Origin of the sequence: Kocuria sp. ChxB (assembly GCF_044359605.1) — a bacterium.
GTDB lineage: Bacteria > Actinomycetota > Actinomycetes > Actinomycetales > Micrococcaceae > Kocuria > Kocuria rhizophila.
The window spans coordinates 2512716-2536373 of record NZ_CP121123.1 but is presented as its reverse complement, the minus strand read 5'-3'; the positions used below and the strand labels follow the sequence as shown (position 1 = coordinate 2536373).

At 68.7% G+C, this 23658-nt stretch carries 30 protein-coding genes and 1 tRNA gene; 5 read left to right on the top strand and 26 right to left on the bottom strand.

Translation table 11 applies throughout. The features are described 5' to 3' along the window. Positions 1–24 precede the first annotated feature (24 nt). Positions 25–489, bottom strand: a complete 465-nt coding sequence (locus tag P8S73_RS11180; RefSeq protein ID WP_051050204.1) for a YkgB family protein — start codon at positions 487–489, stop codon at positions 25–27. A gap of 297 nt (positions 490–786) precedes the next feature. Next, entirely contained in the window at positions 787–1416 is a 630-nt protein-coding gene (locus P8S73_RS11175) for a TetR/AcrR family transcriptional regulator (protein WP_158443063.1), read from the bottom strand. Positions 1417–1631: 215 nt separating this feature from the next. Here P8S73_RS11175 and P8S73_RS11170 point away from each other — a divergent pair, with 215 nt between their 5' ends. Further along, the gene (locus tag P8S73_RS11170; protein WP_011117093.1) at positions 1632–2204 is read left to right on the top strand and encodes an MOSC domain-containing protein; all 573 of its coding nucleotides are present in this window, start codon (positions 1632–1634) and stop codon (positions 2202–2204) included. Positions 2205–2417: 213 nt separating this feature from the next. On the opposite strand, the gene P8S73_RS11165 is transcribed toward P8S73_RS11170, so the two are convergent. The 15 genes from P8S73_RS11165 to P8S73_RS11095 all read right to left on the bottom strand — a co-directional run bounded on the left by P8S73_RS11165 (position 2418) and on the right by P8S73_RS11095 (position 10325). Continuing rightward, positions 2418–3805, bottom strand: a protein-coding gene (locus P8S73_RS11165; RefSeq protein ID WP_370518181.1) for an IS3 family transposase whose coding sequence is annotated in 2 segments (ribosomal slippage) — positions 2418–3457 and positions 3457–3805 — 1389 coding nt in all. Because the reading frame shifts where the segments join, the coding sequence is not laid out codon by codon here. Between the two features lie 216 nt (positions 3806–4021). Further along, positions 4022–4609: a hypothetical protein gene (locus P8S73_RS11160; RefSeq protein WP_257744950.1), complete on the bottom strand. Its 588-nt coding sequence runs from the start codon at positions 4607–4609 to the stop codon at positions 4022–4024. Between the two features lie 60 nt (positions 4610–4669). After that, complete coding sequence (locus P8S73_RS11155) at positions 4670–5521, bottom strand: phage major capsid protein (protein ID WP_257744951.1); 852 nt, start codon at positions 5519–5521, stop codon at positions 4670–4672. Positions 5522–5754: 233 nt separating this feature from the next. Continuing rightward, positions 5755–6342, bottom strand: a complete 588-nt coding sequence (locus P8S73_RS11150) for a hypothetical protein (protein ID WP_257744952.1) — start codon at positions 6340–6342, stop codon at positions 5755–5757. Then, positions 6339–6623 (bottom strand): hypothetical protein, encoded by a 285-nt coding sequence (locus tag P8S73_RS11145; RefSeq protein WP_257744953.1) that lies wholly within the window; start codon positions 6621–6623, stop codon positions 6339–6341. The genes P8S73_RS11150 and P8S73_RS11145 overlap by 4 nt, the downstream gene beginning before the upstream one ends. Further along, positions 6620–6865 (bottom strand): hypothetical protein, encoded by a 246-nt coding sequence (locus P8S73_RS11140; protein WP_257744954.1) that lies wholly within the window; start codon positions 6863–6865, stop codon positions 6620–6622. Before P8S73_RS11140 ends, P8S73_RS11145 begins: the two co-directional genes overlap by 4 nt. Before the next feature lie 130 nt (positions 6866–6995). Then, complete coding sequence (locus P8S73_RS11135; RefSeq protein ID WP_396350406.1) at positions 6996–7184, bottom strand: hypothetical protein; 189 nt, start codon at positions 7182–7184, stop codon at positions 6996–6998. Positions 7185–7201: 17 nt separating this feature from the next. Further along, the gene (locus P8S73_RS11130; RefSeq protein WP_257744956.1) at positions 7202–7426 is read right to left on the bottom strand and encodes a hypothetical protein; all 225 of its coding nucleotides are present in this window, start codon (positions 7424–7426) and stop codon (positions 7202–7204) included. A 95-nt stretch (positions 7427–7521) separates the two neighbouring features. Next, positions 7522–8586, bottom strand: coding sequence for a helicase RepA family protein (locus tag P8S73_RS11125; RefSeq protein ID WP_257744957.1), 1065 nt, complete (start codon positions 8584–8586; stop codon positions 7522–7524). Then, positions 8583–8891, bottom strand: coding sequence for a hypothetical protein (locus tag P8S73_RS11120; protein ID WP_257744958.1), 309 nt, complete (start codon positions 8889–8891; stop codon positions 8583–8585). The genes P8S73_RS11125 and P8S73_RS11120 overlap by 4 nt, the downstream gene beginning before the upstream one ends. Positions 8892–8896: 5 nt before the next feature. Then, positions 8897–9079, bottom strand: a complete 183-nt coding sequence (locus tag P8S73_RS11115; RefSeq protein WP_257744959.1) for a hypothetical protein — start codon at positions 9077–9079, stop codon at positions 8897–8899. After that, complete coding sequence (locus P8S73_RS11110) at positions 9076–9393, bottom strand: hypothetical protein (RefSeq protein WP_257744960.1); 318 nt, start codon at positions 9391–9393, stop codon at positions 9076–9078. Before P8S73_RS11110 ends, P8S73_RS11115 begins: the two co-directional genes overlap by 4 nt. Then, complete coding sequence (locus tag P8S73_RS11105; RefSeq protein WP_257744961.1) at positions 9390–9680, bottom strand: hypothetical protein; 291 nt, start codon at positions 9678–9680, stop codon at positions 9390–9392. The genes P8S73_RS11110 and P8S73_RS11105 overlap by 4 nt, the downstream gene beginning before the upstream one ends. 158 nt (positions 9681–9838) lie before the next feature. Next, positions 9839–10009, bottom strand: a complete 171-nt coding sequence (locus tag P8S73_RS11100) for a hypothetical protein (protein WP_257744962.1) — start codon at positions 10007–10009, stop codon at positions 9839–9841. Positions 10010–10139: 130 nt separating this feature from the next. Continuing rightward, entirely contained in the window at positions 10140–10325 is a 186-nt protein-coding gene (locus P8S73_RS11095; protein WP_257744963.1) for an AlpA family transcriptional regulator, read from the bottom strand. 113 nt (positions 10326–10438) lie between these two features. Between P8S73_RS11095 and P8S73_RS11090 the strand changes: the two genes are divergently transcribed. Together P8S73_RS11090 and P8S73_RS11085 are read left to right on the top strand one after the other, a co-directional pair. Continuing rightward, positions 10439–11134 (top strand): helix-turn-helix domain-containing protein, encoded by a 696-nt coding sequence (locus tag P8S73_RS11090; protein WP_257744964.1) that lies wholly within the window; start codon positions 10439–10441, stop codon positions 11132–11134. A 46-nt stretch (positions 11135–11180) separates the two neighbouring features. Continuing rightward, on the top strand, positions 11181–12236 hold the full coding sequence (locus P8S73_RS11085) for a site-specific integrase (protein WP_257744965.1): 1056 nt from the start codon (positions 11181–11183) through the stop codon (positions 12234–12236). Between the two features lie 83 nt (positions 12237–12319). On the opposite strand, the gene P8S73_RS11080 is transcribed toward P8S73_RS11085, so the two are convergent. The 6 genes from P8S73_RS11080 to P8S73_RS11055 form a co-directional block, all read right to left on the bottom strand. Beyond that, positions 12320–12393: transfer RNA gene (locus P8S73_RS11080), tRNA-Ile, on the bottom strand. 146 nt (positions 12394–12539) lie between these two features. Then, positions 12540–13694 carry a glycosyltransferase gene (locus tag P8S73_RS11075; RefSeq protein WP_144803251.1) on the bottom strand — a complete coding sequence of 385 codons (1155 nt, stop codon included), beginning with the start codon at positions 13692–13694 and terminating at the stop codon, positions 12540–12542. A 22-nt stretch (positions 13695–13716) separates the two neighbouring features. Continuing rightward, the gene (locus tag P8S73_RS11070; RefSeq protein ID WP_144803247.1) at positions 13717–14670 is read right to left on the bottom strand and encodes a DMT family transporter; all 954 of its coding nucleotides are present in this window, start codon (positions 14668–14670) and stop codon (positions 13717–13719) included. A 268-nt stretch (positions 14671–14938) separates the two neighbouring features. Beyond that, positions 14939–15805 carry a phage holin family protein gene (locus P8S73_RS11065; RefSeq protein WP_039102330.1) on the bottom strand — a complete coding sequence of 289 codons (867 nt, stop codon included), beginning with the start codon at positions 15803–15805 and terminating at the stop codon, positions 14939–14941. A 111-nt stretch (positions 15806–15916) separates the two neighbouring features. Next, on the bottom strand, positions 15917–16756 hold the full coding sequence (locus P8S73_RS11060; RefSeq protein ID WP_396350405.1) for an ABC transporter ATP-binding protein: 840 nt from the start codon (positions 16754–16756) through the stop codon (positions 15917–15919). Between the two features lie 2 nt (positions 16757–16758). Beyond that, positions 16759–17874 carry an ABC transporter permease gene (locus P8S73_RS11055; protein ID WP_396350404.1) on the bottom strand — a complete coding sequence of 372 codons (1116 nt, stop codon included), beginning with the start codon at positions 17872–17874 and terminating at the stop codon, positions 16759–16761. A gap of 212 nt (positions 17875–18086) precedes the next feature. Here P8S73_RS11055 and P8S73_RS11050 point away from each other — a divergent pair, with 212 nt between their 5' ends. Both P8S73_RS11050 and P8S73_RS11045 read left to right on the top strand, forming a co-directional pair. Continuing rightward, positions 18087–19466, top strand: a complete 1380-nt coding sequence (locus P8S73_RS11050) for a sensor histidine kinase (RefSeq protein ID WP_396350403.1) — start codon at positions 18087–18089, stop codon at positions 19464–19466. After that, positions 19463–20086, top strand: a complete 624-nt coding sequence (locus tag P8S73_RS11045) for a response regulator (protein ID WP_396350402.1) — start codon at positions 19463–19465, stop codon at positions 20084–20086. The genes P8S73_RS11050 and P8S73_RS11045 overlap by 4 nt, the downstream gene beginning before the upstream one ends. On the opposite strand, the gene P8S73_RS11040 is transcribed toward P8S73_RS11045, so the two are convergent. From P8S73_RS11040 to P8S73_RS11030, 3 genes are all read right to left on the bottom strand, one after another. Further along, positions 20079–21332, bottom strand: a complete 1254-nt coding sequence (locus P8S73_RS11040; protein WP_065118182.1) for an MFS transporter — start codon at positions 21330–21332, stop codon at positions 20079–20081. The two genes, P8S73_RS11045 and P8S73_RS11040, sit on opposite strands and share 8 nt — an antisense overlap. A gap of 94 nt (positions 21333–21426) precedes the next feature. Next, positions 21427–22599 (bottom strand): ABC transporter substrate-binding protein, encoded by a 1173-nt coding sequence (locus P8S73_RS11035; RefSeq protein WP_082019287.1) that lies wholly within the window; start codon positions 22597–22599, stop codon positions 21427–21429. After that, entirely contained in the window at positions 22596–23447 is an 852-nt protein-coding gene (locus tag P8S73_RS11030) for an ABC transporter ATP-binding protein (RefSeq protein WP_237573721.1), read from the bottom strand. The genes P8S73_RS11035 and P8S73_RS11030 overlap by 4 nt, the downstream gene beginning before the upstream one ends. Positions 23448–23658 lie beyond the last annotated feature (211 nt).

Below are 23658 nucleotides of genomic sequence, written 5' to 3'. Positions count from 1 at the left end.
GTCACGGCAACGGTCGTTTCCGGGCTACCGGCGGCGGGCGTGCTGCAGCGACTCGGCAGCCGTGAGGATGGATGCCCCCAGAAGCACGGTGTCCTTGAGCAGGAACTGCCCCACCATGGACAACTTGGTTTTCCCGTGGTTCTCCTGCTGCACTCCCGGGGTCGTGGCCATGAAACTGAGCGTGGTGACGAACATCCCTACCGCCCCGAGGCTGCCCAGGGCCGAAGCGCGCGGGGCGAGGGGCTTGGCGGCGATGAGAGCTCCCATACCGATCTCGGCCACCCCGATCAGCTGCGCTGTCTTCTTCTCCCCCAGCTTCTTGAGCACCCCGGAGAACAAGGGGCTGGAGGTGACCAGGGGCCTGATGTTCTCCATCTCGTAGTCCTGGAATTTCAGGGAACCGATCCAGACGAGGTTCGTCACCAGGGAATAGCGCAGTACCGAATTCCCCATCTGCTCGATCCCCGTGGTGGAAGTGTTCTTCGTCATCATTTTCTTGTCTCCTCGTTTTTTCTTGTAGATATCACTCGGACTTGAAAAGGAACCCACGGTTCCATGCTCATGCAGCACCTGGTTCTGCACCGGCAACCCGCGGTTTCCCACCGACGCAGCGTGGTACGCACACCCCGTCTTCCGCGTTGTCTGTGCCGCAACCCTTTCCCCGGGCCACCTGCGGAACTCGCGCGCACAGGCGCGTCGGGACGACCTCGTCGGCTTCGTGCGCCACCTCACGTGCTTCCGGACGCATCATGGTCCGGAATCGTCGTCGCCAGGTGTCAACAGGGCTCATCCCTTCCGAGCTATCGGCCTGCGAGTCGAACCGTGCCCATGAACAACTTCGCAGGCCATGTCGGCGGCCAGCTCGACCAGCGCAGGATCCCGTGTCATCTTGGCGGACGTTTTCGCCCCGTCGTACAGCACCATCACCTTGTCCACCGCGGTCGAGGACCCGTCCTCCCCGAGCAAATGGGCGATATGTGAGGCCAGTGCTTCCCGGTAATGAGCGATCACCTGGCCCACCCCGAGATCATCCGGGCGTTCGATGGCGGCGTTCATGAACGGGCATCCGTGGAACGTGCCGGCCAGAACATCGACAGAGATTCCATCGAAGAAGACTCTCAAGCGCTCAGTCGCGCTGGCCCGGGGGTCGTCCCTGGTTTCGGAAGCGGCTTTCCAGGTGGCCTCCTCCTGCTGGAGGTAAGCCACTACCAGAGCCTGTTTGTTGCCGAAGTGGTGATACATGCTGCCCTTGGCCACGCCGACCTCAGCGATCACCAGATCGATGCCGGTGGCATTGATGCCGCGTGTGTAGAACAGCCGGCGGGCGGTCGCCATGATCCGCTCACGAGCTCCCGTGGACCTCGCAGGCGACCGGTTCGGCGCAGTGGCCTGGGCTTCGGGGATGACTGCCATCATGCGCACCATGCTAGACGGATCCGTCTATTCTGGCTAGACGGATCCGTCTACAATCGTGGCTGGCGCCGCGCCGGAGGCCCGTAAGACAACCGATCCCCCGGGTCTCTGACGGGGCTTGGAGGAGGAAACCTGAACGCTGAAATTCTCGCTATCAACGGTGCGTCCGGTGGTGTCTACGGTGTGCCGGCAACCGTGGTGACGAAGGGAATGATGGCATGATGCAGACCTATCAGTACGACGTGGAGATCCTGCACCTGCTCGTGTCCCCGGGCCATGCCTACTTCGGCCGCGCCCGGGACGGCGCGGCGGACGTGCCCACCACGGATGCCGACCGGGTCGAGCTGGTGGCCGGCAAGGGCGTGGTGGGCGACCGGTTCTTCGGCAAGGCCGCGCACATGGACGCCGCCCTCACCCTGCTCGCCGTCGAAGCACTCGAGGCCATGGCGGCAGATCTGGGCACACCTCCCTTCGACCCGCTCCTGACCCGGCGCAACGTGGTCCTCCGGGGCGCCGAGCTGGCGCCCCTGCTCGGCGGGGAATTCGCGTTGGAGTCCCAAGGTGCTTTCGTGCGGCTGCGGGGTGGGCGGCCGGCCCACCCCTGCGCCTGGATGGACCGGGTGCTCGCCCCGGGCGCGCACGCCGCCATGCGCGGCCGGGGCGGCCTGCGCTGCCAAGTGCTCTCGGACGGGTTCCTGCACCGCGGGCCGGCCGTACTGCACAGCCCTGTCCCGCTCGAGGCCGAACGAGCCGGGGATTCCGTCCGGCGGCGACCGACACGGCTGCCATAGCGCCCCTCGTAGGTGACGCAGCCAGGGACCCCCTTGCTTTACGTAAGGCCCGGCTACCGGTCACCCGCGGCAACGATGACGCAGTTGGGGTTCCCGCGGGGGCCGTACGGGTAGATCGATGTGGCAGTGCGCTGTGTGGCGTATGCCGCCTCGGGATTCCTGTGGCCGCTGGTCGTCTCCGGAATTTTTCAAGGTGTTTGAGGCCAGTGGGTGTCAGGCGGCTACCGGTTCGGCGGCGGTTGGTTGGTTGATCCAGGCGTGGGTGGGTAGCGCGAGGATTTTCGGGTCAGCGGTGGTGGAGAAGCGCTCGGGGTGAGTAGCGCGGGCCGCGGCCAGGGCCGCTGAGCGCTGCTGACTCACGGTCGCGGCGTGGCCGTAGTGGACGTCGGCGGGGGTGTGCAGCCCGATCCCGGTGTGACGGTGTCCGTGGTTGTAGGTCTCGACGAAACCGGCCATGAACGCCCGGGCGTCGGCCAGAGAGCCGAAGCGGTCCGGGAAGACCGGGGCGTACTTCAAGGTCTTGAACCACGCCTCGGAATACGGGTTGTCATTGCTCACGCTGGGTCTGGAGTGGGAACGGGTGACGCCGAGGTCGGCCAGCAGCGCGGCCACAGGTTTGGAGGTCATCGAGGTGCCGCGGTCGGCGTGCACCACGGTGGGCACACCGTGAACCCCGAAGATCTCCTTCATCATCTCCTCGGCCAGAGGCCCGGACTCTCGGGCGTGGACGTGGGCGCCGACGATGTAGCGGGAGTAGACGTCGAGCATCACGTAGGCGTCGTAGTAGACGCCCTTGGCCGGGCCGGGCAACTTGGTGATGTCCCAGGTGTAGACCTGACCGGATCCGTCGGCCATCAGCTCAGGGATCGCTCGGGCCGGGTGACGGGCCTGGCGCCGGCGTTCCTTCACCTGCGCGGCGGCTGCGAGGATGCGGTACATGGTGGCGATCGAGCACAGGTACACCCCGCGCTCCAGCAGCGTGGCGTAGACCTGGGCCGGGGGCTGGTCGACGAATTCGTCACTGTTGAGCACCTCCAGCACCCGTTCCCGCTCAACGCGACTGAGCCGGTTGGCCGGCTCCACCGCGGTCCGAGGTCCCGGTGCTGTCCGGGCCCGCCGGCGGGTGGCGGTGGCCCGCGACACCCCGGTCAGTCCCGCTGCGTCCCGGGTGGTCACGCCTGCGGCGGTGAGCTCGGTGTAGGCGCCCATCAGCGCTTCTTGCGCGGCTGCTCGGTGTCCGCGCTCTCGGAAATCTGCTCCAAGAGCGCGTGTGCTTTTCCCATGATGTCCAGGGCGGTCTCGGTGGTGGCCAGCTTCTGCTGGGAGGCGGCCAGCTGGCGGCGCAACCGGGCGATTTCGGCCTGCTCCGCACTCGGCCGGCCAACGGCTTCATCGGCCGCCTTGCCTTCGAGCACGCCAGCATCGCGCATCCGGCGCCATTCGCTGATCAGCGAGGAGTACAGGCCCTCCCGGCGAAGGTAGGCCCCACCCTGCTGCTCCTGGCAGGCCTGTTCGTAGGCGGCCAGATGCGCCAGCTTCTGCTCCGGGGTGAAGCTCCGGCGCCGAGCCGGGCCACCAGCACGAGGGTGAGCGTCACTCATCTGTCCATCATCGGCGATCGCGGACAACGGCGGGGCGAACGTGGAACTACTCATGGTGATCGATCCTGAATCTCGCCCTGCGTCAGGCGGACTTGCTGTGAACCACTGGACTCAACTCACCCTGACACGCAGGGACGCACGGGCCCCACCCGGGAGGGGCATGGGGGTGGGGCCTGGCAAGCGGAAAATGGGGACAACACCGGCTGCGCAATCGGTTTAGTTCTTTACGGGGCGCGTTAACTTCTTTGGAGCTTTAGGGGTGCCGACATAGATGCGCAATGCCTGAAGGAAGCGTTCCTCTTCCGCTTGGTACTCGCGGTCCCATTGGTATGGATCCGATTCGGGGGCGGTCTTGGGGCTTCGTGCAACCTCTGTGAGGGGAACGCGAAACTTGTTGAGACCAGGAGCCAGAAAGGAGACGGACAAATCAGACAGCCTCAGCTCTTTAGCAGTCTCCACTTTAGTTTCTTCGCTTGCAACGAGACGATCCAACTGCCGCTGAGCCTCCTCGGTCCACATATTGCGACCCTCAATGTTAAGACTTGAAGTAGCCCGCGTATTCTTACCTATATTCAGTATATTTTGATATTGTTCCGCTTCTCTAGCGTTACGCACATTCTGTCGGTTCATATTTCGACAGTCGTCCACGTACTTGAGCGCGGCATCCTGGACCTGGAGACCGTGATGGCGTCGGACTCTTCCGCGTTCCATCATTGCATTGAGTCCAAAAGCAATGATGGCTCCAACCAAAGAGGGTGCGAGCGGTACGGTAAAAGCGACAGCTTTGACTAAGATTTCATGCATCCACATAGTGTAAGAGCCGACCCCGTGCCGTGTAGTTGCACAGGGTCGGCCCCGATACCCTTAGGCTGCGGCCGTGGTCATGCGCACGACACGGGCGGGGTCAGCGAATCCCCACGCTGCCCGCATCGTGGTGCGGACGCTGATCCGGTCCGAGGACCAGTGGGGCGCGTCGCTGGTCTCCACGGTGGCGTCACGGCGGACCACGGCGATCACCGCGGAGTTGTCCACGGCGTACGCGGTGCCGGCCGTGAGCTGCGGTGCCACGATCAGGGGCAGCCCGTTCACGGTGGTGACCCCGGGCTGGTTCTGCTCGATGAGCGACTGGTTGGAGCCGGTGGCTGTCTTGAGGGTCGCGATGGTCAGCGCGTCCTCCGGGGACACGATGTAGGCGGTGGCGGTGCCTCCGAGCTGCGCGATGGAGTACGCGGCGGCCACGAAGCTGTCCAGGTCGGTGAGGTCGAGGGTGGCCTCGGTTGCGCCGGTCAGGCCAGCGAGTCCGGTGGGCTCGGGCTTGGAAAGCGACGGGACGTTCTTCGAGTTCAGGAACGAGTTGTCGAGCCGCTCACGGATACCGCGGATCATGGACTGCCCGAGGAGTTCCTGGGCGGCAGGGTCGGAGTCCTCGGCGGACTCACGGGTCAGGTCCGAGAGGGCGGCGACCTTCGAGGGCACGATCACCTCATCACCCACGGCGATGTCGGTGGCGGGGATCTCCGCGCCCTCGGCGACCCACGCGGCGGTGGCGTGGCGGGTGATCCGCGGGAACCGGATCTGCCGGTTGCCGGTAATGACCGTGCGGGAAACCGCAGGGTTGAACAGGATGCTCGTCTCCACGAGCGGGGTGATGAGGAGGTCCTGTGCGACCTGCTCGGGGATGATCGGGGAAAGATCCTTGGAGAATAGCGTTGACATACGAAAGCCCTCCTTGGGCGGAATGGTTGAACAATTGATGGTGTCTTGTTCTGCTTACTGGGCCGATAACCGGATCGGTCTCTGTGTAAGGTGCTGTCCGCCGGGGAGAGCTTGAACCGTTATGCTGTTGGGCGAGATTCCGCCTGGGAATCTTTTTCCAGTCTATCGCGGGGGTGAGACGGGCCGCCACTTTCCGGGGTGGATAGTGGCGGCCCGCCTGCTATTGCTCGGGGTTACTTTTTGAGCACGTCACCCCATGTTGATCCGCCGGCGGTGTTGCCGGTGAACGGGTTGGTATAACGGTCGGCGAGGGCGCGTGCGGCGTCCATCTTGGAGACCCCGCCGAAGTTCCCGGATCGGGTGCGCCCGTACTTCTCCCCGAGCTCATCGTCCAGGGCTCGGATCTTCTCGGGGTCGGGCCTGCCGTCCTCGTCGGTCAGGTCTTCGAGGGTGTGGCCGGCGGCGGTGAACGCATCGAACGTGACGCTCATGCCCCGCTGAACGATGTCCCGCGCCATGCCCTGCTTGAAGCGGTCGAGGTCCCCGCGTGCGGTGTCCAGTTCGGCCTGGAGGCCCTCAGCCCGTTCGGTGGCTTCCCGTGCGGTGACGCGGCGTTCTGCGGCCTCACGGCGCGCACGGGCGAGCTGCTTCTCCAGTGGGGTGGGCTGCTCGTCCTGCTCATCGTCCTGGGGGTCCTCGGTGTCCTGGGCGGCGTCGTCCTCCGGCTGCTCCGGGGTGGTGCCCTGGGGGTCCTCGTGCTGCTCGTCGGGGGTGGTGTCCTCGTCGCGCTGCTCGTCCTGCGTGGTGGTGTTCTCGGTCATCGGTTGTCCTTCGTGGTCTGGGCGGCGCGCACGATCGCGGCCGCGAGCTTCTCGGGGTCCAGGTTGCGGTCTTTGTCCAGGAGGTGCCGGGGCGTGGTGGCGGTCCAGATGTCGGACGGTCCCAAACCACAGCGCCACGCGAGTTCCCCCACGAAACGGGCCTGGGCCTTGGACAGTGACGGCTCGGTTCGGCGGGGCTCGGCGGGGCCGGGGAGTTCGGTGGCCGCGATCGCATCCGCGAGGGCTTCCCGCATGTTCTCCGCACCGGGTGTGGTGGTCATACGAGTTCCCCCCGCCGTCCGAGCTCGTCCGCGAGGGCGTCCCGGGCGTGCTGCTCGTGGACGGACAGCTGCGTGAGCTTGTCCTCCAGCACCCAGCGGCGGAACCGCGGCTCGTGAAGTCCGCGGACCCCGAGGATCAGCGGGACGCCGTTGTCCGTCCACGCCACGACGCGGTGGTGTCGGGGTTCGAGTCCGGTGCGGATTTCCTTGACGCGGATCCAGTCATTCGTGTTGAGGATCATGCCTTTTCCAATCTGTGTTGCAGTTGTGCGAGCTGCCGCCGGATATCCGGTAGCGCCCATTGCGGGATGAACACGGTGGCGTTGTCCGCGGTGATGAACACGCCGCCCTTCTTGTTCTGCGAACCGGGGGTCAGTCGGAGCGTCCGCGGTTCTTGTGGGAGTCCCATTCCTCCACCTCCTCCCGCTGCTCGTAGAGGTCCACCATCCGGTCGGAGATCTCCAGTACCCGGTCCAGGGGAACGAACGCTTTGACGAACGGTCCGAGCATCAACGCGATGCCGTCCACGGGGTTCGTGTCGCGGTCCCAGACGTAGGGCACAGCGCGCAGTTTCCTGCTCACGAGTGCCCCCCGTTGGTGAGGAGGACGCGGGCGGTGTCCCGGTCGGTGACGTGTGTGGTGTGGTCCCACCCGTCGTGCCAGTTCACGGGGCAAGCGGTGATGTTGTGCGCCGCCCGCGTGCCGGTACAGGTGAGGCACACCACCGTGTTGTCGATCAGCATGTGTGGGGCGTCCCGGCCAATGGGGTGGGAGCACACACCGCAGGTGAATGCTTGGGTCATCGGTAGTCCTTGGGAATGAGACTGCCCACCCGACAGGAATCGGGTGGGCAGCTGGGGGACGTGTTCAGGTTGAGAGGGCGGCGGGGGCGGCCCGGTCACTTCACCACCTCCAAGTGGTGCGTGTTATGTCTGTTATTTGTGTGTTGTCGGTGGGAGTCCCCGGGGTCAGACGACACACTCGCAACAGAAATAACAGGGCCGTACAGGCCGCGTTGCAGCTTCTCGATCCGGCCCGCCTCGCAAGCCCGTCCGAGGTACGTCCGGACCTTGGAGACCTCCCACCCCAGCAGCGTGGCAAGATCCGCGGCCTTGGCCCCTTCCGGGTATTGGTGAACCTTCGACACGAGGTCGGCCATCGGGTCGCCCACCCCCGCGGTGGCCCTGCGCTGCTCCACAGCTCGCGCCGCCTCCAGCAGACTTGCCCCTTCGAGGGTCCAGGACCCGTCCGCGAGGTTCACCGCGTACTCACCTTCCACGGCGTCGCGGCTCGTCACGTGGAGAGTGGCGCCGTCGGCGTGACGGTCCCGGCGCAGCACGAGGATGCTGTCCGCGGCCCCGGCGAGACCCTGCGTTCCGGATACGCTGTCCAGGAAGTCCGACGCCTCTCCCTTGCGGGTATGGTGCACGAGCAGCAGCGAGGACCCGGGGCGGGCGTCCACGAGATCCTTCAACGCCGTCATCTGGGAGTAGTCCTTGCCGTACGCGTCGTTGCCCCCGTAAACCCCACGAATCTTCCCGAGCGTGTCCAAGATGACAAGCGGCTGCTCATGGGCGTGGCGGTCCAAGAACGCGTCGATCGTGGGCACCGGCCCCGCTGGCAGATCCGTCATGAACGTGAGCCCGGCGGGGCCGTGCTCAACACCGATCGTGCGCAGCCGGGACAGCAGCCGGCGCTTGCCGTCCTCCAGGGCGAGGTACAGGACGGGGCGCCGGTCAACCTTGATCTGACCGAACGCGTAACCCCCTGACGCGGCCGCGACCCCCAATCCCAGCACCATCCAGCTTTTCCCAATTTTGGGGGCTGCGGTCAGGAGTGTGAGGCCTTCCGGGATCACTCCGGGCACGACGTACTCAACGGGCGGGAATTCTTGTTTGGTGAGCCAGTCCGCGCCGAACGCTGCGTCCAGGGGGTCCGGTGCAATAGGGCCTTCATCGTTCACGCGGCCCTCCTTCCATCAAATTCGGTGTCCCGTCGCTGCGGGAACATTTCTCGGCGCTGCGCATCCGTTAGCGGATAGTCGTAACCCGCGATCGGGTTTTCCTCCCACGGCGGCGCGCCCATTTGGTCGGACAGTGATTTCTTGACGACGTGCTGGACGAGTGAGGGTAAGGATTCTTTGTGATGTTGGCGTCCCATGACCGTCCCCAACAAGTACGCCGCCCTGACCTGTGGATCCGGATGATCCAAGTAGGCCAGGGCGGCGCGCAGGGTTTCGGTGGGGACGCCCTCGAAGGCGCCCTCCACCGCGGTCAGGTGATGGGGTCGATCGCAGGAGCGCGGCCGGAGTCGCCGGCCACGATGTCAGGCCCGGTCACGGTCGTTACCGTCAGCAACGCAAGGTAGAACGCACCGCAGACCAGGAGCACCGCTCCGAGCCCGGTGAGCGCATCCCACCACCGGGACCCCCGAGGGGTCAGGATGAGCCCGTTCATCGGGACCACCTGCCGAACAGGGTGCGGTGCACGAGAACCCAGCACCGGGGGCAGAACTCGTCCGAGGAGGACTCCGCGTTCCGCAGCTCGGTTATCTGCGGGGTTTTCTTCCACTGGAACCCACAGACCGCACGGAAGTCTTTGCGGTCTTCGAGGACCGCGTTCTCGAACCGGTCCATCTGGATGTAGTGGATGTACGCGCTCGGGTGGCGGGGGTTGTTCAGGTCTCCCACTGCGGTGGCGTTGTGCCGTTCAAGCTCCGCGGTCAGCTGTGCCCGGTACTCGGTCAGGGGTGTGGCGGCGGGGGCGGTCATCGGGCCACCTCCGCACCGTCCAGGTGCGCCTCCTGTGATGCCCACCACGCGCACAACCGGTCCAGGGCGGCGCGGGTCTCCTCTGCCGTGCCCTCCTCCACACGCAGCGCCACGCTGTAGCGGGTGATGTTGGGCGCAGCCGGATACTTGACCGCCTCGGCCTCGAAGTCATCCTCGGCGACGAGGTCCGCGCCCCAGAACATGAGGCTCCCGTCTGTGTCGCACTCAGCCCGGAACCTGGGCGGGACGTTCGCGGGGTGGGCGGGTGCGTTGGTAGTCTGAGACATGTGAAGCTCCTTCTGATTGGGAGTTGTTTTGTTCGAGGCCGTCTCGGTGGTGTTCTTGGTCGGATGACCACCGGGGCGGCTTTTTCCATGGGCGGGGCGATTGGTGTCGTGGTAATCCTCGACAGGCTCTTGGACGGTGCCCCGGGGCCGGCGCGGGCTCATCGGATCAGCTCCGCGACGAATTCGTGGACGCCGATGGAGCCGCGGCCGGTGGCCCGTTCCCCGGTGTCGTCCCTGTATGTCAGCGGGGACGGGCCCACGTCGAAGAACGCACCGTCCTCAGCCGCCATGACGTACTTGGCAGCCCGCTCGATGGAGTTCCGTGACATCCGGTAACCGTGCGCCGCGGCGTGATCCCGGACCCGCTGCTTCGTCGCCGCGTACCGGCTCACGGCGGGCATGGTGGACCCCGGTGCGGCCCCCTCGGACCTGTGAGCTTGCGCCCTGGTGCTGGTCGGTTCAGGCGTTCGCGTCAGCAAGCTGCTCCGCCTCCCACTTCACGCATTCCGCGAGTGGGTATCGCACGAGATGGCCCACCTTGAAGCCCTTGGGGCCGTACCCCGTCATGCGCCAAGCACGGACGGTCTGGAGCTTCACGCCGTAGCGGTCCGCCACGTCCTGCATCGTCAGGAACTGATCTTCCACTTCCACATCTCCAATCTGTCCCGGACGGGACAATTCACGCGGACCTTGTGCCCACGCAGATCATCGTACACATATGATTTGCTCAGGGCAATAGCGGCCGTAAACTGCTCCGCATGGGACAAGACGCATCGGAAGAGACCGGCAGAGAGTGGGGGCGAGAGCTCACCCGCAGCATCGGCCAGAACGTTCGCCGGTACCGGCAGAACTTGGGGTGGTCCGCGCAGGACCTCTCGAACGAGACGAAGAGGAGGGGCTATCCGATCCCCAGGAGCACCATCGCCAATATCGAGGTGCGCCCCAAGAACACGATCGCACTGCAAGAGGCAATCGTTCTCGCGGACTCACTCGGCGTGTCACTCGCCACCCTGCTTTATTCCCCCTACGAACCGAACCAACGAGTGGCTGTGACTCCCGTCTGGGAGTTGCCCACCTATAAGGCGTGGCCAGCCCTGAGCCATAAGCGTTCCCCGGAAGGCGGCGACCTAAACCAGCCAGCAGAGGAGGTCCGCCTTGCTGCCCAAAAACTCAACGGGGCTCGCGTCAACCTTCGGACAACCCAGGCTGAGCTGGAAAAGGAACGAGCTAAATCCCTCATGCAAAGCAGGGAGGAGGAATCCGACATGCAGCTCCAGGCACGAGTCCACGAGCTTGAATGGCTGGCTGAGAGGGTAGAAGTTCTTTCGCAGCTGGAGAGAGAGGCCGCGGCGCGTCTAGCGGCCCTAGGAGTTGAGCCCTGGCCGCTGACCGAGCACCAATATCCGGCACCGCCCGCCGGCCTCTCTGATTTCTGGACTCTGCCTAATGGGTAGGCCACCACTCCCCCTGGGCACCGCGGGGGACTTCACCCTCACCACCATGCCCAACGGCCACGTGCGCGCCCGCACCCGCTACCGAGACATGGACGGCCGGGTCCGGCTCGTAGAACGACACGGGGAGTCTGAGGCCGCAGCGAAACGCGCACTCCGCACCGCGATCGCGGATCGTCAGACGCCCACCAAAGGGACGATTGAGCGCACCACCCGCGTTACTGAGCTCGCCGCCGTCTGGTGGGTCGTGTTCCAGGACAAAGACGCTGCGCCGGCCACCGTTCGCCGCTACCGGGAGGTGCTGGACTGGTACATCCTCCCGAAGCTAGGAGCCGTCCGACTCAACGAGTGCTCCGTGGGGCTGTTGGACAACGTGCTCCAGGAGATAAAGAACGCTCACGGCGCCCCGACCGCGAAACTGTGCCAAACGGTCATGCGGCACCTGTTTTCCCTTGCGACGCGGCGGAACGCGATCCCCTCCAACCCCATGTTGTCCACGGAGCCCGTACACGCGCCCCAGAAGGCCGTGGAAGCCCTCAGCGTGGCCCAGGTCCAACGACTCCGCGAAACACTCCCAGAAGGCGACCTACGGGACGTTCTGGACGTGCTGCTCGCCACCGGGGCGCGTATCGGGGAAGTGCTCGCGCTGCGGTGGGAGGACGTGGAGCTCGAGACGGACACGCCGCGGTTGTCGATCACGGGGACAGTGGTGCGCGGGCCGGACGGGAAGATCCAGCGGCAAGCGCACCCGAAGTCAGCCGGGTCGCATCACCGGCTGTTCCTCCCCCAGTTCGGGGCGGAAGTGTTCAGGCGGCGTCGGCAGTGGACGGACCTCGTGTTCCCCAGCGCCCGCGAGACGCCGATGGACCCGAGCAACTTCCGTAAGAAGTGGCGGGCCGCGTTGAAGGGCAGCGACTTCGAGCACGTCCACCCGCACATGATCCGCGCCACCGTCGCCACCCGCCTCGCTCACGCCTCATCCGTGGCCGCTGCCTCCGCGCAACTCGGTCACGCCTCCGAAGCGATCACGCTGAAACATTACGTCCAGAAGCTCGCGGACGCGCCGGATGCCTCCGCAGAACTGGAAGCTTTCTCCGGTAAGTAGTGGGTTTCGGATGGATCCCGGACCCACGAACGCGAAAATCGCCCTCCCGCTAAGCATCATGCCTAGTGAGAGGGCGATTCCAGTAGGGCGGGTGGGGCTTGAACCCACGACCCAAGGATTATGAGTCCTCTGCTCTGACCAGCTGAGCTACCGCCCCAGGATCTGCGCCCGGTGACCGAGCGCGGCTCCACGGTACCGCACGCGGTGGGCGGAACAGGTGCATGCGGAGCCACGCATGACGCTGGCGACCCGCGCAGGGGAGCTGATCGAACGCGGGCGAGCCTCCCCCGCCGCGCCGTGTCCTCAGCGGCTGGCGCCGGCGTAGATCCGCTCGAAGGTGTCCAGCGTGTGCGCAAAGGAGTGCTGGGCCACCATCTCGTGGCTGTGAGCGCCCATGGCGCGACGCTGCTCGGGGGACGCGTCCAGCACGAGCTGCAGCTTGGCCGCGAGGTCCGCGGGGTCCCCCGGCGTGAACAGGTAGCCGTTGCGCCCCTCGTCCGCGAGGTGCGGCAGCGCACGGGCGTTGGCGAGCACCACGGGGGTGGACGCGCTCATGGCCTCGAGGGTCACCAGGGACTGCAGCTCCGCGGTGCCGGGCTGGCAGAACACGTCCGCCCGCAGGTACGCGAGCCGCAGCTCCTCATCGGTCAGGAACCCCAGGAAGTGGACGCGGTCCGCCACTCCCCGCTCGTGGGCGAGTGCCACGAGGCGGTCCCGCTGCTCCCCCTCCCCCACGATTTCCGCGTGGATGTTCTTCTCCCGGGGGATCAGGGCCATGGCCTCGATGAGCTCGTTGACGTTCTTCTCCACCGCCAGCCGACCGCAGAACAGCACCACCGGGTGGTCCGGATGACGGATCTCCTCGCCCGCCGTGGCCTCGTAGTGCCCGGCCTCGATGCCGTTGGACACCGCGACCGCACGGTCCGGCACCCCGTTCTCCACCATGGTGCGCACGGCCAGCGGCGTGGGGGCGGTGATCACGTCGCAGTGGCGGAACACCCTGGCGATGTCCCACCAGGAGACCTTGCGGTAGCCCCGGATGAACCACTCCGGGAACGGCAGGAAGGGCTCGATGTTCTCCGGGATGAAGTGGTTGGTGCCGACCACCCGGATGCCCCGGCGCGCCGCCTCGCGAATCATCAGTCGGCCGAGGATGTAGTGGCACTGGGCGTGGACCACGTCGGGTTGCAGCTCGTCGAGCAGCCGGGCCACCTCCCGCTTGATCTCCCACGGCAGGCACAGCCGGAAGTACGGATGGGTGGCCGCGTGGTGGGAGCGGAACCGGTGCTCCGTGATGCCGTGGTCCTCCATGGTCCGCGAGGCGCCGCGGGTGGGCATGGGAGCGGCCACGTGGACCTCGTGACCGCGTTCGAGCAGCCCGTGGGCCAGCCTGCGACCGAACTGCGCCGCCCCGTTGACGTCGGGCGGGTAGGTCTCTGCGGTGATCAGAATCTTCAAGGCGTTGGGTTCCGTACGTAGGTCACTGGTCGGCGTGGCCGGTCCGGCTCTCAGCCGAGGCGGACCGGGGACTGGTGCCGCTTCCCTGGCCCCGGGTGCCGTTGCGAGCAGCGGCTCGGCGCCTGACGACCTCCGGGTGGTACCGGGAGAGCAGGACCACGCCGACTATAGCAATCAGACCTGCCACGCCCATGCCCGCCCCCAGCACACCTGTGAAGGTGGGCCCGGCCTCTCCCAGCACTGCCAGCCCCAGCGCCACTCCCACCATGGGGTCCACCACCGTGAGCCCCGCGATGACCAGGTCCGGAGGCCCGCACGAGTACGCGCACTGCACCATCCAGCCCCCGAGCGCGGCCGCCACCACGACCATGAGCACGCTGAGCCAGTTCACGGCCGCGATCCCGCCGTCCCCCACTGCCGTGGCCACCAGGCGCACGAGCACCGCCACGAAGCCGTAGAGCACGCCCGCGCAGAGCACGTAGAAGATGCTGATCCGGTGCCGGCGCACGAAGATCTCCGCGATGCCCATGAGCACCACGAGACCCACCAGCATCAGCACCACCAGCCGCTCCGCCTCCGGGCCGGGCCGGTGCGCGGGGTCGGTTCCCGCCACGGCGCACACCACGAAGCCCGCACCGCCCGCGGTGCACAGGGCCACGGCCAGCCACGTGCGGCGGTTGATCCTCAGCCCCTCGCGGCGCGCGTGCAGCAGCGTGGTGATCACCAGGGCCACGACGCCGAGCGGCTGCACCACGGTCACGGTGGCCAGGGCGAGGGCCGAGACGTTGAGGAGCATCCCCAGCACGAGCAGCCCGGTCCCCGCGAGCCACCGTCGGTTGCGCAGCAGTGTAAGCAGCGCCCGGGGGCTCAGGGCTCCGGAGGTGTGGCCCGTGACGGCCCGGGACTGTGTCTGCGTGCCAACCGCCAGGCACACCGCCGAGGCCAGCGCGAGCGCGACCGCCACCCACTGGTTCATCGCAAGCCTCGCTGGGACGTCACGGTCCCATCGTAGGGTTCTCAGCCAGCGCCACTCTCCGGGCACACGCCGACGCCGCACGCGCACCCGGTCCGACGCCGCGCGCGCCACCCGTCCGACGTCTCCCTCACGATGCGGGCCCGCCACAGTCCCGGACGGGCGCTGTCCCGAACCCGAGGTGCCACGCCTCCGGGCACGCAGAAGGCCGGGTCCCGAGGGCCCGGCCTTCTGTGGACTCATCGGTTCCGAGGAACCGCGAGGGGTGCGTCTACTTCAGCAGCTTGCGCAGGAACACGAGGAACGCGGTGCCCGCTGCGGCAGCCACGGCCAGGGGCTGCCAGCGCTCGCTCAGCAGGTCCGAGGTGGAGGTGGATCCCTCCGGGCGCACGCCCTGGGAGCCGCCCTTCGAGGCGAACGTGGACTTGACCGATTCCTGGGTGGAGGAGAACGTCCGCGAGGTGCGGTTGACGAAGCCCTGGGTGGCGGACTGCACGGAGTCCACACGGTTCTGGGTGTCGTCGCGCAGGCTCTTGAGGTGCTCGCGGCGCAGCTTGAGGCGGTTCCGCAGCTGCTCCTCCGTGGGCTTGACCGGCTTGACCTGGTTGGGGTCGTTCGCGGCCTCCTCCTTCTCGCGCTGCTTCTTCTGCTCCGCCTCGTTGATGTCGCGCTGCACGCGGCCCTCGTTGTAGGCGGAGCCCTCCTTGACGACGCCGAGGTCGTAGCGCAGGCCAAAGACGGCCTTCTCCGGCATGAGCGGCAGGGCACCCTTGATCTTGGACACGCCGATCAGGGCGAGGATCGCGAGCACCACCAGGAAAACCACGGCGAGCAGCAGCGCCGCCAGCCATGCGGGCATCACGTGCGAGAGCCCGGCGATGGCCGCTCCCACCAGGGCGATGACGGCGAGGCCCAGGAAGATGAGACCCACCACTGCGAACGCGGCGCCGATGCCCAGCTTGATGCCCTTGGCCTTGAGCTCGAGGACGGCCAGCTGTGCTTCGTCCTTGAGCTGCTTGGGCAGCAGCCTGAGGAAGACCTTGACGACGTCCACGATGGACGCCGCGCCCGGCTTCTTGGTGGTGCGATTTCCTGCCCTGGGTGAGTGGCCGCTGTTGGGGCCCACTGCATGGCTCATGCCGCCTCCGATGAGTACGTGGTGGTGTTCAAAAGGTCAGTCCGCTCCCAAAATACCACTGGCGGGCGCGCGGACAGGCCATGTCCGCGCGCGCCGCCGGTGGCGTGGTGGTCACTGCAGACGGCCGTCCTCCATGGTCACGCAGCGGTCCGCGAGCGGCACGAACTCGGTGTCGTGCGTGACCACCAGGGAGGCCAGACGGAACTCGTGGGTGAGGTTCGCGAGCAGCTCCATGATGGCCCGCGAGCGCTCCTGGTCCAAGGCCGCGGTGGGCTCGTCCACGAGCAGCAGCTGGGGGTCGTTCATCAGGGCGCGGGCGATGTTCACGCGCTGGCGCTGACCACCCGAGAGCTGGTGGGGACGGCGGTCGCCGCAGTCCACCAGGCCCACCTGTTCGAGCAGCTCGTCCGCGCGGGTGCGAGCCGCCTTGAGCTCCTTGCCGCGGGCGCCCGCCACGTGCGCCGAGAGCACGAGCTGCTCGCGCGAGGTCAGGGCCGCGAGCAGGTTGGGCTGCTGGAACACCATGCCCGTGTGGCCACGGCGGATCCGGGCGAGCTCCTTCTCCGGCAGCTCGGTGAGGGATTCCCCCGCGACCATCACGGTCCCGGACGTGGGCTTGATCAGGGCGGCGGCCACGGCCAGCAGGGAGGACTTGCCCGATCCGGACGGACCGATCAGGGCGGTCATCTCCCCACGCTGCAGCTCAAGGCTCACGCGGTCCAGGGCGCGCACGGTGCGCGGGGTGCCGTCGTTGGCAGTGCCGTCCGGGTACTCGAGGGTGACCTCGCGGACGCTCAGCGCGGGAGCGGCGTCGCCGGCCGACTCGCCCTGGTGCGCGTCGCCCTGCGGGTGGCGGGCGGCGTCGTGCTCGTGGCGGGGGTCGTGGGCTCGGCCCCGGTGGTGCTCGTGGTGCTCGGCGCGGTGGCGCGGTTCGGACTCAGCAGCATGCATGATCAGTTACCTCCCAGGGCAATCATCGGGTCGACGGTGGAGACGCGGCGCACGGCCAGCAGCGAACCGAGCAGGCCGAGGACCAGCACCCCGACCACGGGCACGGCCACGCTGGCGACGCTCAGCTCGAAGGGCACCGCGGAGCCCGCGAGCATTCCGCCCAGCAGGCCCAGGGCGCCGCCCACCAGGACGCCGACGGTCAGCACCACGGCGGCCTGCACGAGCGAGTCCACCACCACGTACTTGCGGCCGGCGCCGAGTGCGCGCAGCACGGCGATGTCGCGGGTGCGCTGGATTGTCCACACGGTCAGGAAGGAGATCACGACCATCGCGCTGATGCCGTAGAGGAACGCCTGCATCATGAGCAGCGATCCGCGCTCGGACTGGTAGGCGGGCAGCGCGGCGAGCGAGCCCTTGGTGTCCAGGGCCACGGTGTCGGAGTCGCCCGGCACGTCCTGGGGGTAGTCGGCAGTGGTCAGGGCCAGAGCGGTGGCCTGCTCCTCCGGGGAGGTGTGGGCCACGGCCGGGTAGTCCTCCGTGCTCATCCACGCCACGGGGACGTGGCTGTAGTACTCGTCCTCCGTGATCCCGGTGGCCTTCAGGCTGGTGCCGCCCATGGAGACGGTGTCCCCCACCGAAACCTTGAGGTCCTCGGCCAGGGTCTCGCTGAGGACCACTTCCCCCTTGCCCGGGTGGGTGGCCCCGGAGGTCGCGGTCAGGCCGGGCGCCAGAGAGGTTCCCGGTTCCAGGGCGATGCCGGCCACGGCGGTGGTGTCCGTGCGGGCGGAGTCTCCCTGGGACTGCGCCCCGCGGCTCGCGCTCGTCTGGGTGATGCCGAGTCGTTCGACCTGGTCAGCACCCACGGCGTCTTCCCAGGTGGTGAGCTGCTTCTCGTCGATCTGCGACGTGGTGAAGGAGGGCGTGTCGGAATCGCCCGGGGGCGCCTGGAGCACGATGCGCTGGGCTTCCAGCCGTTCGAGGGCCGAGGTGTTCTGATGACCCAGACCGTTGGTGAGGCCCGTGAGCAGGACCAGCAGCAGGGTGATGAGAGCCACGACCGTGGCCAGCAGCGCGAACCGGCCCTTGGCGTACGTGATGTCCCTCAGGGACAAGAACATGGGAACTCCCGTGACGTAGTTTTCTGGACTGTTCCCAGTCTCGTGCGCCGCGGTCCGCCGCGGATCGCCAGCGCGGTTGAACCGGGCCGCGCAGAGGGTTGATCCGGGAATCAACCGATCGGTTGATGCCCTGCCGAGCCACCTGCGTACCATGACCACGGAGTCGGCCACTCCTGCCCCCGTTCCCCGGCCGCCGTCCAGGAAGGCAGATCGTGCGTCAGGAGTTGTCCACCCCGGCCCTGCTGCGGGTCATGCGGGTCACCCTGCACCTGAGCTTCGCCGCACTGCTCGGTCTGGCGGTGCTGCGCACACTCATGCAGCCTCCAGGAGACGGTGCCACCACGGCGGTGGTGCTCGTGCTCTCCGCCCTGCTCGCCACGACCTACGTGCTCGGCACCACGGTGGAGAACCGGGTGGCCGGCGGTCGCGCGAACCCGGCGCGGCTGCGCTGGACCCCCGTGTGGCTGGGCTTCGTGACCGTCCTGTGGATCGCCCTGGCGCTGCTGAGCCGGGACTTCGCGTGGGTGGTCTTCCCCCTCTTCTTCCTCTACCCCGTGCTGCTGCCTCCTGCGGTGGCCCTGGTCAGCATCGTGGTGCTCACCGGCGTGGTGGTGCTCTCCCAGCTGCTGCACGTCCCTTCCGGGACCTTCACGGCACCCATGGCCGTGGGACCGAGCATCGGCGCGGTCGTGGCGGTGCTGGTCAGCTACGGCTACCGCGCCCTGTACCGGGACGCCCGGCGCCACGTGAGCGTGATCCGCCAGCTGGAGTCCACACGCGCCGAGCTCGCGCGCCGCGAGCGCACCGCGGGCACCATGACCGAGCGGGAACGGCTCTCCCGGGAGATCCACGACACCCTCGCGCAGGGACTGACCTCGATCGTGCTCGTCTCCCGCGCGGCCCAGCAGGCCCTGTCCCTGGACGATCGAGAGGTGACCGCCGCGCGGCTGGCCACGATCGAGGACACCGCCGCCGCGAACCTGGCCGAGGCCCGGCGGTTCGTCCGCGACCTCGCCTCCCCCGCCCTGGACGAGTCCCTCCCGAGCGCGCTCGCCGAGGTCTGCCGCCGCACGGAGGAGGGCTCCCGTGCCGCCGGCACGGGGCTTGCGTGCGAGTTCCGTGTGCAGGGGACGCCACCCGAACTCACAGACCGGCAGCGCACGCTGTTCATCCGGGCCACGCAGTCCACGCTCGCGAACGTCCTCTCCCACGCCCGGGCCACCCGTGTGGTGGTCACGCTGGAGGGCTGGGACGACGCCGTGGCCCTGGACGTGGTGGACGACGGCGTGGGCTTCGATCCCCGCTCGGTGTCCCGCGCGCACGAGGAGGACTCGTTCGGCCTCTCCCACCTGCGACGCCGCGCGGCCGAGCTGGGTGCCGAGCTCACGGTGGAGTCCGAGCCGGGCAGCGGCACCGCCGTGAACGTGCGGCTGCCGCTCGCGCGGGCAACGTCCTGGGCGGGGGCACCCGCCATCCCGGGGACCGACGACGCCGCTCCCCCGGCCCTGGTGCCGGACCGCGGCGAGGGCGACCCTGCGGCGTCGTCCACCGAAGCAGACCACCACCGACCCGGAGGCAGGGCCACCGCATGACCACCAGAGTGCTGCTCGTGGACGACCACCCCGTGGTGCGCGCCGGACTGAGGGCGGTGCTGGAGTCCCTCGGGGACATCACCGTGTGCGCGGAGGCTCAGGACGGGCGCGCCGCCCTGGAACGGCTGGAGGCACCCGGGCACGGCGTGGACGTGGTGATCATGGACCTGCAGATGGGCGCCGGGATGGGCGGGCTGGAGGCCACCCGGCGGATCGTCGCCGCGGGCGGACCACCCGTGCTGATCCTCACCACGTACGACACCCAGGCGGACGTGGTCGCCGCCCTCGAGGCCGGTGCCACCGGCTACCTGCTCAAGGACGCGCAGCCGGAGAGTATCGGCCAGGCCGTGCACGACGCCGCGGCGGGACGTCCCGTGCTCTCCCCCTCGGTCACGGCGCGGCTCATGAACCAGGTCCGCACCCCGGGGACCTCCTTGAGCCCGCGGGAGGTCGAGATCCTGCGGGGCCTGGCCACGGGCGCCTCGAACCGGGCACTCGCGAAGTCCCTGTTCATCTCCGAGGCCACCGTGAAGACCCACCTGGTGCACATCTACGACAAGCTCGGCGTGGACAACCGCACCGCCGCCGTGAGCCGTGCCCGGGAGGAGCACATCATCTGAGGGGTCTGCCGGCACGCAGGCGCCGCGCAGCAAGCCCTGCGACGAGCGCGCAGAGCCCGCTCACGACCGCGAGGGCAAGTCCCGCGCCCGGCCAGCCGCCGAGGGCGAGACCCACTCCGGCCACCGTGGCCCCCATGCACACACCCAGGCTCTGCCCCGCGCCGTTGAGCCCGAGGACCGTGCCGCGACTTCCGGGGCACGCACGGACCAGCAGCGTGGTCACGACGGCGGCCACCACCGCGTGGGTGAGTCCCAGCACCACCGTCATGACGACCGCCACCCCACCGTGGTCCGTGACGAACAGTACGAGCACCGACCCGGCACCCAGGGTGGCAGCCCCCGCGGCGAGCCATGCGGCCCGGTCCGCGGCGGTCACGGAGCGCAGGAACCGCCCGCCGCACCAGTTGCCCAGGAAGAAGGACAGCCCGGAGACGCCCCACACCATGGAGACCAGCCCCGGGCCCGCGCCCCAGCGCTCGGAGCACAGCACGGCCAGATAGGCCAGCTGCCCCATGAACGCCGTGGTCCGAAGGACGGACACGAGCAGGAGGGCTCCCACCCCGGGCGTCCTGCACGCGGTGCGCAGCGCCTGCCCGTACCCGGTGCCAGCGCCTGCCGCTGCCGAGGTGCTTCTTCCGGCCGTGGCAGGCGCGCCCCGGCGGACAAGAGCGACCGCCGTGAGCGCGGCCAGTGCCACCACCGCCAGGAGATCCCCGCGCCAGCCCCACCACCGGGCGGACAGGGCGAGGGTCGGCGCGCCGAGAACCGCGGTGAGGGTCATGGTGGCGGAGACCTGGGTTGCCGCGCGGCCCGCCGTGGCGCCGTCCGCAAAACGGTCCGCGGCCATGGCCGAGACCGCGGGGTTCAGCACGGAGGTGGCCGCGCCCACGAGCAGACAGAACATCGTCCAGGACCACACCGTCCCGTGGACGGCCACGGCGCACGCGCCACCGATCACCGCGAGCGCGCCGGCGGCCATCGCTCCCCGGGACACCCGGTCCAGCAGCGGTGCACAGCCGAGGCCCACCACCAGCGCGGCGACCCCGCCCGTGCCGCGCAGCCAGCCCATGAGCGCGGCATCGCTCTGCGCGTCACGGGTGATCTCCACGAGCGCCGTGGAGTACAGGGTGAACGGCACGAGTCCCAGGGCGCTCGCGCCGAGCAGCGGCCAGATTCGGGCGGCGATCGCGGCGTCGCCCAGGGCGGCGTCAGCGTGGGGCGTCGGTGCGCGGGTGCCGGCCGTCACCGCTGCGGGCTCCCCGCCCATCCGTGGCGCCGACACTCACGGGCCGCAGGCAACGGGTGCGCTCGCCGTTCTCCCACACCCGGCTGGCGCCCGCTCACCTCAGCCCCTTGGACCGCAGGTAGTCGGCGAGCTTCTGGGCGCCGTCCATGTTGCGGGGACTCGAGACGGCCTCGCCGTAGTCCATGACGTAGATGTTCCCGTTCTTCACGGCGGGCGAGTCCTTCACCGGGGACTCGGTCCTGAGGTAGTCGAGCTTCTCCTGCACGGGCTGCTTGTTGTAGTCGACCACCACGATCGCCTGGGGTTCGCTCGTGACCACCGACTCCCACCCCACGGTGTCCCAGCGAGCGTCGAGGTCCCTGGTCACCGAGGTGGCCCCGGCCAGTTCCACCATCCCGTTCAGTGCCGTCCGCCGGCCCGCGGTGTAGGGCTCGGAGGTCCCGGAGTCGTAGACGAACACGCGGGCCGGGTTCTCGGGCCGCGGTGCCTCCTGCAGGGCGCGCCGCTTCTCCTGCAGCTGACCCACGAGCTCCTGCGCGCGGTCCTCGACCCCAAAGATGGTCCCCAGATCCTTCAGGTCCTCGACAGTGGCGTCCAGCGGGTCGGGGTCGGAGGTGTCCCCCTGGTAGCCCTTGCACGTCTCGTGCTGCATGTAGGAGTTGATCCCCACGCCCTGCAGGGAGTCCGGGGTGACCCCGCGGGCCTCGCTGAACCCGGCCTGCCAACCGGCGAAGACCCAGTCCGCCTGCGCGCTGACCACGGCCTCCTGGCCCAGCACCGAGTCGGAGATGGTCTCGGTCCTGCCGTAGTCCTCCTTGTAGGGGGACTTCTCGACCACGCTGCTCACGGTCTGCGGCAGCACGATGCCCCGCATCTGCTCCGCGAGCCCGAGCGAGAACATCTTCTCGATCGCCGAGACGTCGTACGCCACGGCCTTCTGCGGGGTGGGGTACGTGCTGCTGCGGCCGCAGTTCTCGATGGTCTTCTCCGCGCCCGACGCCGCGTCCTTCTGGACCTGCGCGCCGCAGCCGGTGAGCAGCAGGGTCGCCACGAGCCCCACGGCCAGGGGCGCGCCGCGTCGGGTCAGCGCTCGGCCGCCTCCGGGTGCACTGCGGGGCACGACGCCGCCCGGCCCGTCCTCGCCGCACGCCGCGCCTCCGGGCAGCGCAGCCCCGTCACCGGAGTACGAGCGACGGGTCTCGGGCGCGCCGGTGCGGCCGTGCGCACGCTCGGGGCCGTGGGGGCCGGAGCTGGGGGGTGTTCTCATGAAGGGTCCTCTCGGTCGTTGGGGAACAACAGATGGGGTGTCCCGGTGTCGGGACGGGTGATCAGCAGGGGCCGCACGCCGTAGACACGCTCCACGGTGTCGGGGTCCAGGGCCTCGTGGGGCGGGGCGTCGGCCACCACCCGCCCCGCGGCGAGCACCACGATCCGGTCGCACAGCGCGGCGGCAAGGTTGAGGTCGTGCAGGGCCAGCAGCACGGCGGGCCCTGTCCCGGCGGTGCCGCGCAGGGTGCGCAGCAGGTCTGTCTGGTGGCGCAGGTCCAGGTGGTTGGTGGGCTCGTCCAGCAGCAGGTACGGGGTGCGCTGGGCCAGGGCGCGGGCGATGAGCACCCGCTGGCGCTCGCCCCCGGAGAGCCCCAGCACGCTGCGGTCGGCCAGGTCCGCCACCCCCACACGGGCCATGGCATCCCGCACGACGCCGCCCAGCTCCTCCGTGCGCAGGCGCGGGTTGGCCGCCGCCCCCAGGCGCACGACCTCCGCGACCAGGAAGTCCAGCTCGCTCCGCTCGTCCTGGGGCAGCGCCGCGATCCGCACGGCCGAGTCCCGGAAGCGCATCCCGTGCAGGGACTCGCCGTCGATCAGCACAGCCCCGCCGCACGGGCGCAGGGCACGGTAGAGGGCCTTGAGCACGGTGGACTTGCCGCAGCCGTTGGGACCGACCAGCCCCACCACCTCCCCCGGCGCCACCCGCAGGGAGAGGCCCGGCACCACGGTGCGCCCGGCGACGTCGAGCCGCAGACCCGCCAGCTCCAGACCGGTCCTGCGGGGCGGGGTGTCCACGGGCGCGGCGGCGGCCTGGCCGGAAGCGGCGATGGCCTGATCGGACGGCACAGTGCCTCCGATGGCGCGGCTGAAATGCGCGCTGCCTCCGACGGCGGGGCTGGAGGGCGGGGTGCCTTCGACGGCCGGGTCTGAGGCCGCGGCGTTTCCCGGGGCCGGGACAGAATGCGCGGTGCCTCCGGTGACGTGACCGGAAGGTGAGGTGCCGGCGGGGGCCGGGTCGGGCGGCGTCGTGCCCGGCGCGTGTGCTCTCCCCCAGGCA